General features: G+C 69.7%; 8 protein-coding genes. 4 read left to right on the forward strand and 4 right to left on the reverse strand.

The genetic code is table 11. The annotated features are described in order from the left end of the window. The first annotated feature begins 237 nt into the window (after nucleotides 1-237). Both N5079_RS21105 and N5079_RS21110 read left to right on the forward strand, forming a co-directional pair. Nucleotides 238-957 (forward strand): glycosyltransferase family 2 protein, encoded by a 720-nt coding sequence (locus tag N5079_RS21105; protein ID WP_261585675.1) that lies wholly within the window; start codon nucleotides 238-240, stop codon nucleotides 955-957. 172 nt (nucleotides 958-1,129) lie between these two features. Continuing rightward, nucleotides 1,130-4,747 carry a lipopolysaccharide biosynthesis protein gene (locus tag N5079_RS21110; RefSeq protein WP_261585676.1) on the forward strand — a complete coding sequence of 1,206 codons (3,618 nt, stop codon included), beginning with the start codon at nucleotides 1,130-1,132 and terminating at the stop codon, nucleotides 4,745-4,747. A gap of 67 nt (nucleotides 4,748-4,814) precedes the next feature. Here the strand turns inward: N5079_RS21110 and N5079_RS21115 are convergent, their stop codons facing one another. From N5079_RS21115 to N5079_RS21125, 3 genes are all read right to left on the reverse strand, one after another. Then, nucleotides 4,815-5,720 carry a glycosyltransferase family 2 protein gene (locus N5079_RS21115; RefSeq protein WP_261585677.1) on the reverse strand — a complete coding sequence of 302 codons (906 nt, stop codon included), beginning with the start codon at nucleotides 5,718-5,720 and terminating at the stop codon, nucleotides 4,815-4,817. Nucleotides 5,721-5,791: 71 nt separating this feature from the next. Further along, a complete protein-coding gene (locus N5079_RS21120) occupies nucleotides 5,792-7,204 on the reverse strand; it encodes a GH39 family glycosyl hydrolase (RefSeq protein WP_261585678.1) in 1,413 nt (470 codons plus the stop codon). A 10-nt stretch (nucleotides 7,205-7,214) separates the two neighbouring features. Next, a complete protein-coding gene (locus N5079_RS21125; RefSeq protein ID WP_261585679.1) occupies nucleotides 7,215-8,477 on the reverse strand; it encodes a cytochrome P450 in 1,263 nt (420 codons plus the stop codon). A gap of 173 nt (nucleotides 8,478-8,650) precedes the next feature. Between N5079_RS21125 and N5079_RS21130 the strand changes: the two genes are divergently transcribed. Continuing rightward, complete coding sequence (locus N5079_RS21130; protein WP_261585680.1) at nucleotides 8,651-9,736, forward strand: GNAT family N-acetyltransferase; 1,086 nt, start codon at nucleotides 8,651-8,653, stop codon at nucleotides 9,734-9,736. After that, the gene (locus tag N5079_RS21135; protein WP_261585681.1) at nucleotides 9,733-10,803 is read left to right on the forward strand and encodes a GNAT family N-acetyltransferase; all 1,071 of its coding nucleotides are present in this window, start codon (nucleotides 9,733-9,735) and stop codon (nucleotides 10,801-10,803) included. Before N5079_RS21130 ends, N5079_RS21135 begins: the two co-directional genes overlap by 4 nt. A gap of 410 nt (nucleotides 10,804-11,213) precedes the next feature. On the opposite strand, the gene N5079_RS21140 is transcribed toward N5079_RS21135, so the two are convergent. After that, a complete protein-coding gene (locus N5079_RS21140) occupies nucleotides 11,214-13,409 on the reverse strand; it encodes an HNH endonuclease signature motif containing protein (RefSeq protein ID WP_261585682.1) in 2,196 nt (731 codons plus the stop codon). Nucleotides 13,410-13,564: the final 155 nt, after the last annotated feature.

Consider the following 13,564-nt stretch of genomic DNA (forward strand, 5'->3'; position numbering starts at 1 on the left):
CGTCCATGCCCGCCCTCAGCGACACCTACCCGGTACGTTCGAACGTCCTCGCAGCTGAGCGAAGGGCAACGTGCCTTGTGCCAATGACGCCGCCAGCACCATGCCCCGGAGGATCCCCACAACATGAATCCCGAGAGCACCAAGTCTTTCCCCGTTTCACAATTAACGACGCTCTCGCCGAAGCCAGCCGTAGACGGATTTATCCGGATTTCGCCGCTTATGGCCATATCGCCCCGAGTGAGCGTGGTGGTGCCCGCGCTCAACGAGGCCGAGAACCTGCCGCACGTCTTCGCGACCCTGCCTCGCTGGATCCACGAGGTGGTCCTGGTCGACGGCAACTCGACCGACGACACGGTGGCGGTGGCGCGGCGGCTCCGCCCCACCCTCCGGGTCGTGCAGCAGCGCGGCCGGGGCAAGGGTGACGCGCTCGCCGCGGGCTTCGCCGCCTGCACGGGCGACATCATCGTGATGATCGACGCGGACGGGTCGACGGACGGCCAGGAGATCATCCGGTTCGTGGGCGCGCTCGTCGCGGGCGCCGACTACGCCAAGGGGTCGCGCTTCGCCAACGGCGGCGGCAGCGACGACATCACGCTCAGCAGGCGGTTCGGCAACTTCGTGCTCAGCTCGCTCGTCAACGGGCTGTACGGCACGCGCTACACCGACCTCTGCTATGGCTACAACGCCTTCTGGGCCTGCCACCTCGACACGCTCGCCCCCGACTGCGCCGGATTCGAGGTCGAGACGCTCATGAACATCCGCGCCGCCAAGGCCGGACTGCGTGTCCACGAGATCCCCAGCCACGAGCGCAACCGCATCCACGGCACGAGCAACCTGCGGGCGATCCGCGACGGCTGGCGCGTGTTGAAGACGATCATGCGAGAGAGACGGACGGGGCCTCCTATCCTGGAGCGCGGCCGTTCCACGGTTTCCGCCGCCGACCGCGGCGCGGCCTGAAAGACTCCGCCGCGGAAGCCTGGCAGACTCCCGCCGGGAGAGACTGAAAGACTTCCGCCGGGGAAGAACGCCCTCCCTCCCTGACATCCTCCTGACATCTCTTCTGACATGTAGACCGCCGCCGGGGCCGTGCTGTTGCGAGTGTCTCGCGAGCCAAGCAAGATCGAACTAAATGACTGACATCGTACGGCCCGAGGACGCACCCACCGATCACGAGGAGGGATGGCGCAGCACGCTCAGGAGACGTCTCCCGGCGGACCTCGACGACCCGCTGCTGCGCAACGCGTACGCGCTGATCGTCAACGCGGGCATCAGCGCGGCCCTGGGCGTCGGCTACTGGATGATCGCGACGCGGTTCTTCCGCACCGAGGACGTCGGGCAGGGCCAGGCCCTCATCAGCGCGATGCGCATGCTGGCGGCGCTCACGTCCTTCGGTTTCGTCGGCGCGCTCACCCGGTTCATCCCCGAGGCCAGCCACCGGACCCGGCACTTCATCGGCGGGGTCTACCTGGTCGGGGCCGTGCTGGGCCTGATCGGCACGGTCATCTTCCTGGCGGTGGCCGGAAACGAGCCGAACTACCGGATCCTGTCCGGGTGGGGCCCCGGGCTGGTCTTCGCCGCCGTGGTGGTCGTCTGGTCCGTCTGCACGCTGCAGGACGTCGTCCTCACCGCGCTGCGCAAGTCCGCGTGGGTCCCGATCGTCAACATCGCGGTCAGCCTGGCCAAGGTGGCCGCGGTGGCCGGATGCGCGGCGATGCTCGCGGGCCAGGGCAGGGAGGTCTCCTGGGAGGTCTTCCTCGCCTGGATCGTCCCGGTCGCGATCGGCATCCTGCCGGTCAACTATCTGATCTTCCGGCGGCTCATCCCGAGGCACATCATCGAGACGGCCCACCGGACGCCGCCCTCGCTCCGGTCGATCGCCCGGTTCGTCTTCGGCGACTACTTCGGGTCCGTCTTCACCCTCGCGGCCACCTACCTGATCCCCGTGATGATCGCCACGGAGGTCTCCAAGGCCACCTACGCCTACTACGGCATCGCGACGACCGTGGGCGGGCTGCTGGAGGTCTTCGCGTTCACGATGGCCACCTCGCTCACTGTGGAGGGGGCCTTCGACCCGGCGGCGCTCGGGGCCATGTGCCGGCGCGCCCTCCAGCGCAGCCTGCTGGCGCTCACCCCCATCGTCGCGCTGGTGCTCGTGGCCGCGCCGTGGGTGCTATCCGTCTTCGGCGAGCAGTTCTCCGAGAAGGGCACCACGCTGCTGCGCCTGCTCGCGCTGGCCACCCTCGCGCGGGCCGTCGTCGAGCTCTACCTGGGCGCGCTGCGGGCCCTCGGGCGGTCGCGCTCGCTGCTGCTCATCCAGGCCGTGCGGTGCGTCCTCGCCATCGGCCTCACCATGGTTCTGCTGCCGCGCATGGGCATCACCGGCGTCGGCGTGGCGATGCTCGTCACGCAGATCCTGATGGCCACGGCGATCGCACGGAACCTGCACAGGATCTGCGATGGCGAGCCCATCGAACAGGTCACAATGGAGGCCGTGACGCCCGCCGGAGCCGTCGGCTCTCCCCCCGCCGTGCACGACGAGGAACGGCCCGCCGTGGGCGCGGTGGCCTCGGGACGCCAGGCCGTACGGCGGTTGCTGGAGGCGGCGGGGCGGACACGGCGGCGGGCGACGCGAGAGCTGATCTCCCTGATCCGGCGGCCCGGGACGTGGCTGGGGCCGGTCATCACGATCGAGGCCCTCGTCATGTACGTCATCGCCATGCGCGCCCGCCCGGGGGCCCTCGTCGGCGTCGACCTCTACCGGATGAACGGGCTCGGCCTCATCTCGGTGATGCCGCCGGTGTCGCTCGCGGCCATCGGCCTGCTGATCCTGGTCTTCTTCGACACGCTCATGCGACGGCGGCATCGGCCGGTGCTGCTGCTCCTGCAGCTCCTGGCCATCCTGTTCACGCTGCACGGCGCGGCGATCCTCGTGGAGCCGCTGCCGCGCTTCCCCGTCGCCTGGACGATCGCGGGCTTCGTCGACTACATCGCCCGCACGGGAGACACGCTCCTGTCGCTCGACGCCCGGTTCAACTGGCCCGGATTCTCCACCTTCGCGGCGTTCCTCATCCGCGCGGCCGGCGTCACCGACCCGGCGACGCTGATGAACTGGTGGCCGCTGATCTCCAACGTGCTCTACCTGCTGCCGCTACTCGCCATCGCCCGCCGGATGCGGGCCGACCGCCGGGCGAAGTGGCTGGCGATCCTGATCTTCGTGGTGGCCCAGTGGGTCGGGCAGGACTACTTCTCGCCCCAGGGCCTGACATACCTGTTCTACCTGCTCTTCGTGGCGATGCTGATGACGTGGTTCGTCAGGATCGACCCCTCGCCGTCCTTCTGGCGCAAGCGCTGGACGCTCCAGCCCGGGGAGCTGCCCGCGCGCAAGAGCGGCAGGTCGGACCGGATCATCGTCCTGTTCGTGATGGTCCTCCTGTTCGCCGCCACGACCGCGGCGCACCAGATCACGCCGTTCATGATGGTGGGTGTGCTGGGCGGCCTCGTGGTCTTCCGGCGCACGCGGCTCAGCTTCCTGCTTCCCGTGCTGTTCGCCGTCCTCGTCGCCGCGTACGTCAACTACATGGCCATGGCGTACTGGTCGGGGCACCTGAGCAGCATGGTCGGCGGCGTGGGGCAGGTCGGCGGCAACCTCACCCAGAACACCACCGGCCGGATCAGCTCGACCGACCCGGACCGCCTGATCGTTCTCTACACCCGGCTCGGCGTCACCGCCGTGATGCTCGGGCTCGCCGGGCTCGGGTTCCTGCGCCGCCTCCGCCGCGGCATCGGCGACCGCGTGATCCTGGTAATGCTGCTCGTCCCCGTCATGTCGCTGGCGATGCTGAGCTACGGCGGGGAGCTGGGCCTGCGGGTCTACCTCTTCACGCTGCCCGCGACGAGCCTCCTCGTGGCCTACCTCTTCTTCCCCGACCTGCCGAGCCGTACGGCGGGCGGCAAGGCGGCCCTGAAAGCGGCGGCTCTTACAGCGGGCGCCAGGGCGGCACGGTCCCGGCTGCGGTCGATCCTGCTCGGGCTGCGCCCGGTGGCGGCGTGCGTGTGCGTGCTCGCCCTCGCCGGGGCGTTCCTGCTGGCGCGATTCGGCAACGAGAAGTACGAGTGGACGTCACCTCTGGAGCGTGCGGCGGTCGACTACGTCTACGCCCAGAAGCTGCCCACGACCCGGGTCCTCTACCTCGTCGCCGACGGGCCCGGCGGGTCGAGCATCGCCTGGAGCGTCAAGGGCGTCGAACGGGTCAGGCAGGTCAGGACTCCCACTTCACGCAACCCCGACGACGTGAAAGCCGTCATCGACCAGCTCCGCGACGCGGGCCCGGGGTCGTTCCTGCTCGCCACCCGGAGCCAGGACGCCTCCCTGCAGATCGACGCCAACTACCCCGCCGATTGGGGACCCCGGATCCGGGCGGCGCTGGCCAGGAGCCCGGAGCTGCGCACGGTCCTGTGGAACGACGACGCGGCCGTCTTCACGCTGAAGAACCCGCCGAAGGGCAAGTTCCCGCCGGCCCTTGAGGCTCTGCCGTTCCGGGTGGGCTCGACACCGGCCACGCCGTACGGCGTCGCGGCTCTCGCGCTGCTCGTCATCGTGGTGCTGTCCCGGGAGATGATCCGCATCCTGCAGCCGCGAGGCGCGTGGTGGTGGAGCCGCAAGCTCGCCATCGCGTCGCTGCCGCTGCTCATCATCGTGGCGGGCGTCGTCCTCGAACGCTTCAACGTCCTCGCCGGAGGAGGCTGACGAGTCAGCCCGGTCTCAGTAACCGGTCCAGTAACCGGTCGCGGGGGACGTTTCCCGGATGCCTGTGTCAGGTTCCGCTGCCGCGGGCCTGCACCTGGCGCAGCACCCACTCCCCCGTCACGAGCCGGGAACAGATCGCCAGCGCGGCGTAGGTGCGCGGCTCCAGCGGGCTCGTCAGGAAGGCGCGGCGGGCCCAGCGCAGCGAGCGCGCGCGGTTGCCCGCCATCGAGCTCTCGAACGCGACCTGGCCCGCGAGCCGCGCGTAGCCCCGCCGGGTCCGGCGGAACTCCGGGTAGTGCTCCAGCAGCCACTCGTGCGAGTCCGCGATCTGCTCCCAGCGGCCGTAGAAGTGCGATCCCTCGTGCGGCGGCACCTCGACGAGCACCTCCCGCACGTACGGGATGGGGGCGTGCCTGGCGGCGCGCAGCAGCAGCTCGTAGTCCTCGGCGAAGCCGCGCGGGATCTCCTCCGAGAAGATGCCCACGGGGCCGAGCAGGAGCGATCGGCGCATCAGGAACGACGAGGTTGTCGCCGAGGGAAGCCGGGAGCGCAGCAGGTCGTCGAACGTGATGTGGTCGCCCGGGAAGACACGCTCTTGGGTGGACACCATCCCGCAGGACGCGAGTGCGGCCTCCGGCTCGGCGGAGAAGAGCGCCACCTGGGCGCGCAGCTTGCCCGGCCGCCAGGTGTTGTCGTCGTCGCAGAACCCGACGAGCTCGGTCTCGGCGGCGAGGATGCCGCTGTTGCGGCTGCCTGCCACGTTGGGCACGCGTGTGTTGCCGGTCCAGGTGACCCGGCGGTGCGGGTCGTCGCTCAGCACGCCCACATCGGGCTCGCACCGGTCGAAGACGACGACCGCCGTGATGTCGCCGGGGTAGTCCTGGTCGGCCACGCTCTTGAGCGCGGCCCGGAGCATGTCCGGCCGGTTGCCCGTCGTGCAGACGACCACAGTCACCGGCGGCCACTGGTCCACGGTTCCCACTCCTAACGTGCAGTCCTATCGACGCGGTTTCACGTCAACGGCCCTGTCTCAACGGTGCTGTCTCAACGGTCCAGCCAGCGGATCTCGTACGGGCCGAGATCGACCTTCTTGCCGTCGACGTCGACGGTCAGCGACTCGTCCTGGGTGTTGACGACGACCATCTTCTTCGGCTGGGCGAGGACCCGCACGGTCGGCGGCGCTTTCACCGTCACCAGTTTGGTGCCCGCGGGGAACCACCGGGCGAAGTTCTGCATCAAGGTGAGCGCCGGGAGTGGCTTGCCGCCCTCGGGCACGTCGGTGTTGGTCCACAGGCAGCCCGGGCAATCCTCACCGGTCGTCTGGGGGCTCCAGTAGAGGGCCGCGGCGGCGCCGCTCTTCGCGAACTCGATCATGCCGCTGGCCTGTACGGCGGTGCGCCGCTCGTGGGTCCAGTCCTCCTCGGCCGGCGAGAAGTACCACTCCGCCCACCAGATCGGCAGGTCCGTCTGCTTGCGCAGCCAGGCGTCGACCGCGCTGAACTTCTCCAGAGCGCGGAACTCGTCCGGATACATCCCCTTCGACGACTCCGAGGTGCCGTCGACGACGACGAAGTCGGCGCCGTGCTTGTTGCGCAGCCAGTACTTGATGGCGTTCAGCCCGCGCTGGTCCTCGCTGCCCCAGGGCCCCTTCAGCTCGGAGTCCCAGCCCGGCCGGTCGGTCACGTTGACGTACGGCCCGCCGACCTGTATGTCGGGGTTCACCTTCTTGAGCGCGTCGTAGACGCGGTTGTACAGGTCGGTGTAGGCCTCGTAGTCCCACCGCTTGAGGTGCTCGTCGAAGAAGCCCTTGAACTCGTTCCAGACGATGTAGTGCTTCACGAACGGGTAGCGCTCGGCGACCTTCGCGGCCAGCTTGGCGAAGTCGTCGTAGTGCTTGCGCAGCGGCGCCTGGGTGAAGTACTTCTCCTGGGTCTTGCCGGCCACACCGCCGGCCATCCAGTCCGGGGCGCAGCACAGCGTGACGACCGGGACGCCGTGGGTCCGCCGGATGAGCTCCATGCGGCTGTCGAGGCTGCCGAAGTCGTAGTGCCCGGGCGACGGCTCGGGGTTGAGCGCGCCGAAGCCCATGATGTGCTGGTTCTGCAGGACAGGGCGCCGGGCAATGGCCGCCTGCGCCCTGTCAGTCGGAGCCGAGTCACCGGAGTCGGCGCTGAACCTCGTGTGGGTGAAGCCCCACACCGGCCAGTTCTTCCCCATGGAGGAGCCGCCGACGGTGTCGACCGTACCGAGACCGGACTCGGCGATGCGCTCCTCGGCCGCCGTGTCCTGCGGGGCCTTGAGCGGCCGGGGCGGCGGCGTGCTCGGGTCCGGCCCGGCCATCGCCACCACCAGGACCACGGCGCCCACGATGGCGGCCGTGACGAGCAGCAGCGACAGCCACGGCAGCGATCGCGATCGGCGGGCGTGACGGTAGTGCTCCTGTGCTTGCTGGGTCACCACGCCGTCCTCAGAACTCGAACCGCAGCTCGGTAAGACCATTCTCGAAGTTGGAGCGGAGCTGCCGGGGCTTCCCGACGGCGCGGATCTCCGGAAGCCTTCGGAAGAGCTCCCGGAAGGCCACGGTCATCTCCTTGCGGACCAGGTTGGCGCCGAGGCAGAAGTGGATGCCGGGCGCGCCGAACCCGACGTGCGGGTTGGGGTCACGGGTGATGTCGAAGGCGTCCGGGTCGGTGAACACCGTCTCGTCCCGGTTGGCGGACAGGAAGTACAGCACGACCTTGTCGCCGGGGAGGAACCTCTGCCCGTTGACCTCGTGCTCGGTGGTGATGGTCCGCCCGGTCCGCATGCCCGGCGTGACGTACCGGATGATCTCCTCGATCGTGGTCGGCATGTGGCGGTCGAAGTCCGACAGCAGCAGCTCGCGCTGCTCGGGGTGCTCGGTGAGCAGCCGCAGGCCGTGCGCCATGCCGTTGCTCGCGGTGTTTATTCCGGCGGTCACCAGGAGCGTGAAGAAGGCGCCGAGCTCCATGCTGGTCAGCTTCTCGCCGTCGATGTTGGCGGTGACCAGGGAGGAGATCACGTCCTCCTTTGGACTCTTGCGGCGCTCCTTGCCCAGCTCGATGACCATGGAGCGCAGGCCCAGCATGCCCCGGGTGTTCTTCGCGGCGAGCCGCAGCGAGGAAAGAAAGCCCGGCCGGACGCCGGTGTAGTCGGCCCACGTGTGGACCCGGTCGATGACCAGCTTGCGGTGCTCCTCCGGCACGCCGACCATGTCGCAGATGACGCCCGCGGCGACCGGGTTCGCGACCATGGTGATGAAGTCGCCGCCGGGACCGCGCTCGATCACCCGGTCGATGATCCGGTTGACGTTGGCGGTGACGTCCTCCTCGCTCTTGTTCAGCATCCGCGGCGTGAACGCCCGCGCGATGATGCGCCGGAGCCGCCCGTGCTGGGGGTCGTCGAGGTTGACCATGGAGTTGCCGAAGATGTACTTGGCCCACCGCGGCGGCGGCGGGATCGAGACCGACGGGTAGCTGCTGAAGACCTGGGGGTTGCGCAGCGCGTCGGTCACCTCCTTGTGCCGGACCAGCGCGTAGAAGCCCTTGCCGGACCGCAGCCCCGGGACGCGAGGCTCCCCGAAGTACATGGGTTTCTCGATCTGCCTGAGCCGCTCGAACGCCGCCAGCCGGTCCTCGTGCGGACGCGCCCAGAAGCTCAAGCTGCCCAGATCGATGTCGCTGATGGAGCGATCTACGGGCGCGGCAGTCATCGCGGGATTCCTTCGTCGGGGGAAATCATCGGAATCGTCGGGGAATCGTGGGAGGAGCATCGGGAAATCGCTGTCAGTCGGCGCGACGGCGGCCGTCATCCACCACGGCCGAGGATCGCAACGTGATTATTATGGCGCGGTCACGTCCCCCTAGCACACCGGATCCGCCCCACATGAAGATCGAAGTCGTCCGACCCCGCGATCTTGGTCCATCCGAGCTGGCGGCCTGGCGGACCATGCGCCGCGCGTCGCCGCACCTCGCGAGCCCGTGGCTGGCGCCGGAGTTCGCCGTCGAGGTGGGCGCGGTGCGCCAGGACGCCCGAGTCGCCGTCATCTCCGATGGCGCCGGAATCGTGGGGTTCCTCCCATTCGAACCGTCGGGATACCGCGCCGCCCGGCCCCTGGCCTGGCGGGTGACGCTGGCCCAAGGCATGGTGCACTCCCCCGGGGCGGAGTTCGACGGGCATGAGCTGCTCAGGGGGTCTGGTCTCGACGTCTTCGAGTTCGAATACCTGGTGAGCGGTCAGCCGTGGTTCACGGGCGGTTCGCCGAAGCAGGCGCCGTCTCCCAAACTGGCCCTTCTGCTGGACCTCGAAGCCGGACATGAGGCCTATATCAAATTCTTTCGCGAATCGTCGCCCAAGTCATTCAAGACATTGCAGTACAAAGAGCGCAAATTAGGACGAGAAATCGGCCCTGTCACCTACGACTACGACGTTCGCGATCCCGAGCAGTTCGCGCTGCTCCTCAAGTGGAAGTCCGAGCAGTACCGCCGTATCGGCCGCGCCGACAGGACCGCCGAACCCTGGGTCGCCGAGCTGGTCGAGCGCCTCCACCATCTGCGGACCGGCGACTTCCATGCCCCACTGTCCATGCTCTACGTCGACGGCCGACCCATCGCCGGGCACTTCGGCCTGGTCAGTGAGGGCGTCATGGCGGGCTGGTTCCCCGCGTACGACACCGAGCTCGGCGGCTACTCCCCCGGCATGCTCCACCACCTCCACCTCGTCGAGGCGGCTGCCGGACGTGGCATCCGGCACATCGACACGGGCACCGCCGGGGACTACAAGCAGACGATCTGCAACGGCACCCTTCCCCTCTACGAGGGCGTCGCCAGCCGTCCGTCCGCCGGAGCCGGGCTCCACTGGCTCCGGCGCGCCCCCGTGCGCCGCGTCCGCGGGCTCATCCTCGGCAACCCCCGCCTGTACGGCCTGGCGGATCGTGCGCTCAAGACCTACGGAAGGTTGCGGAACCGGTGAAGATCGAGGTGGTCCGCCCCGGAGAGCTCGGTCCGGCGGAGCTGGAGCAGTGGCGCGTGTTGCAGCGCGCCCACGGGACGCGCCCCAACCCCTTCCTCTCACCGGAATACTCGGTGGCCGTAGGCGAGGTCCGCGACAACGCCCGGGTGGCCGTCATCGACGGGGGCGAGGCCTTCTTCCCCTTCGAGCGGCACGCCGCCGGTGTCGGCAAGCCGATCGGCGCCGGCCTGTCCGATCTGCAGGGGATGGTCCACACGCCCGGCCTGGAGGTGCCCCCGCGCGAGCTGCTGAAGGCCTGCGACCTCGCCGTCTGGGAGTTCGACCACCTCGACCCGGCGCAGTTCCCTCGCCATCACAAGGCGCTCCACCCCTCTCCGATCATCGACATGAGCGACGGCTACGAGTCGTACGCCAAGGACCTCGCCGAGCGCTCCAACAAGATCTACAAATCGACGCTCAAGAAGGAGCGGCGGCTCAGCCGCGAGGTCGGCGAGGTCCGCTTCCTGTTCGACTCGCCCGACTCGGACGCGCTGCGCACGCTGCTGGGCTGGAAGTCCGCGCAGTACCAGCGGACCGGCCGCTCGGACCGGTTCGCCCAGCCGTGGATCGTCCGGCTCGTCGAGCGGCTGCACCAGATCAACACCGACGTGTTCGTCGGCACCCTCGGCCTGCTGTACGCCGGAGACCGCCTGGTCGCCGGGAACTTCGGCGTACGGACCGAGGATGTGCTCGTCGGGTGGTTCCCGACCTACGACCCCGAGTACGCCCGTTACTCTCCCGGCCTGATCCACCGGCTGCATCTCTGCCGCGCCTCGTCCGAGGCCGGGGTCACCCTCATGGACCTCGGCCGTGGGGAGAAGGGCTACAAGGACAGCCTGAAGAACGGCGAACTGATGGTCGCCGAGGGCAGGCTTGCCCGGCCGTCCCTCTCCGCCGCCGCCCACTGGCTGACGTACGAGCCTCGCCGCCGCGTCGGCAACCTCGTCCTCGGCACGCCGGTCCTGTACAAGACGGCCGACCGTGCCGCCAAATGGCTCGGGTCCCGCCGCACGGACACCCGGCCCTGATCCCCCGCCGATGCGTCCCTTGTCGGCTTCCCGGACGCCGATGCGCTGGAGCCGGCCGAAGTTCAGCGCGGAGGTCAGCGGGAGGTCAGCCCAGCAATAGCCTCGCCCCACAACCTCAGCGCTATAGGGCCGCCTGGGCCGGTTCGCCGTAGTGTGCACGGCTCAGCACTGCCGCCAGGCTCAGCACTGCGGCGATGGTGCGGCATGCGCCCGCGGTTGAGCGCCCCAACGGCGTCGTCGCCCATACGGCTCAGCTCTGGGGCTGCCTGGACGGGCTGACCGTGGCTTGTCGCACGGCTCGGCAGGGCCCGTGCATGCCTCAGCGGTTCCGTGCGCGCTTGCGCAGGACTCCCGCGTGTTCAGCAAGGCCTGTGCGAGGTTCAGCGTGGTCAGCGTCGCGCTGTTCCTGCTCAGGTTCGGAATCGGGCGGCGTAGCGGCCTTTTCTGCCGAGGTGGGTGAGGGTCCAGGTACCGTCGGGGTTACGGTGGGTGGTGTAGCGGTCGGGGTGGGCGGCTTTGTCCCGGTTGTGCCAGGTGCAGGCGGGGGCCATGTCCTCCAGGTCGGTGGCGCTGCCGTTGATCCACCCGTTGACGTGGTCGATCTCGGCCATGTCGGCGGGGATCGCGCAGCCGTCGCAGTAGCAGGTGGCGTAGCGGGCGATCAACGCCTGGCGTTGGGCGGGGGTGGCCAGCCGTACCGCGCGGCCCATGTTCAGGACCTGTCCCTTGGCGTCCACGACCATGCGGATCAGGCGGGAGGTGCGGGCCAGCCGGTGCACGTCGGAGATCGGCAGCAGTTGCCCGGTCGCGATCAGCAGCCCGGGCGCGAGCCGGTCGGGGTGGTGCCCACACCTCCCACACGCCGCATCCCCCACCCCCGCGCCGCCGCCAGCGTCCGCACCCGCACCCGCCCCCGTCCCCTCACCGGCACCGGCAGCGTCCGCACCGGCACCCGCGCCTACGTCGTTGCCGACACCCGCCGCCGCGCTCGGGTCCGCGTCGTTCTCGGCACCCGCCTCCGCGCTCGTGTCCACGCTGGTTTCCGCAGTCCCACGTCCGGCATCTGCCCCGGTGGAGTCCGCGTCAGCGGTCGCGGTCGCGCCGGCGCTGTGGCAGGCCCCGGTGACCGGCTCTTCTCCCGCACCGGCACTCCGAGCACTCATGCGGGCCGCGCCTGAGTCGGCGCGGTCGCCGCCGTTGGGGTCGGCAGCGCGGTGGGCGGTGGGGTCGGCGGCCGGGGTACTGTGATCGCAGCCGGCGGGGTTGTCCGGAGTGCGGTTAGTGCGGGCGGGGTTGGTGGGGGTGGGCGTGGGGTCGTCGGGGAGGGATTCGGCGCGGACCAGGACCAGCAGTTCGGTGCTGACCTTCTTGCTCAACAACGCCGCCAGCGCGTCAGCCTGCCGCACCCGCAGCGGCCGGTCATCGTCCTTGCCCTTCGGGCGGGCGTAGGCGGCCAGGAACTCCCGCAGCCGGGCGGCCGCCTCACGCGGCAGCCGGAACTCTCCCTCCACCCCGCCGGTGGAGGAGGGGCGGACCAGCAGGAACCGCGCCGCGTAATCAGCATCCGCCTCATCGTCCAGGCTGCCGGGATCGAGCAGCTCCCGCAGATACCGCCCCGCCTTGGCGATCTCAGCCGGGGTGGCATGGTCGGCCAGGTCCACCAGGATCTGCTCCACCAGCCCGACCTGCTCATCGGTCAACCCGGAGGTCACCTGGGTGATCGCATCAACCGACCCCTCAGCCAGGGTGCCGGCTGCGAACCGCCCTCGCACCACAGGCAGCCGGGCCAGCTCCGTGGCCAGCCGGAGCAGCCGCGACGCCCCCGCACCCGTCATCCCCGCCGCACCACGCAGCCACGTCCCCGTCGAGGCATACCCAACACTCCTGGCCTCCCCCGCCGCGTGAACCCGGCCCACCCGCGCGGCGACCGCCGAGACCAACCGGTCCCGCGCGTACAGCAACTCCTCAACCTCGGCCAGACACACCCCGGCGGTGTCGGGAAGGTCGGCCACCGCCAACCGGGACGCCAGCTCCCGCAACTCCGCCACCAGCACCCCCGACCCCACCGGCCCGCCCGACCCCGACGACCCTCCCGGCGACCCGACCGATTCACCGGCCCCCACGCGATCGCCGCAGCCTGCGGCCCCAGACCATGCGGGCCCCGGATCCGCAGGCGGCCCCGATTCGCCCCAGCGGGCGGACCCAGTCGACCCGGCAGGCCCAGCAGCCGAGGTTGGAGACCCTGAGACGACGCCATCGGAGGGTTCGCCGCCGCACGCGTCGTCGGAGAAGCGGGCTGGACCACTCGGGCTCACGGAGCGACCCGAGGCGCCCGCGAAGCTACCGGCGGCGGGCGACGACGCCCGGACGAACTTCTGGTATGCCTTCCAGCCGCCCGGCGCGTGCTGCCAGGCGCTGCCGTCCGCATCGTCGGCCGAGCGCTGCGGCGGGACGTAGTCAGGGTCCAGCACGGTGCCCTTGAGGACCTCGGGCAGCCCGCGCCTCGAAGCGCCCGCCGCACGAAGGGAACCCAATACATCGATCGGCGACTCGGCCATCGACGGCGCCTCCCCCACGCTCCAGCGGATCTCAAGAACTGCCCTCACGCTATCCAGCACCTACGACAAACCCGGGCGAGATCAAATACAAACCAGCAGGTCAGAAGGGCGTAGAAAAGATCTACCTTGCGCCTCGGACAAGCTACTCGCCAGGCCGGGAGCCACGCCCGCTTAGAACACACCCGCTCAGCAGCAGGCAGGCA

Origin of the sequence: Planotetraspora sp. A-T 1434 (assembly GCF_025420585.1) — a bacterium.
GTDB lineage: Bacteria > Actinomycetota > Actinomycetes > Streptosporangiales > Streptosporangiaceae > JAOEGB01.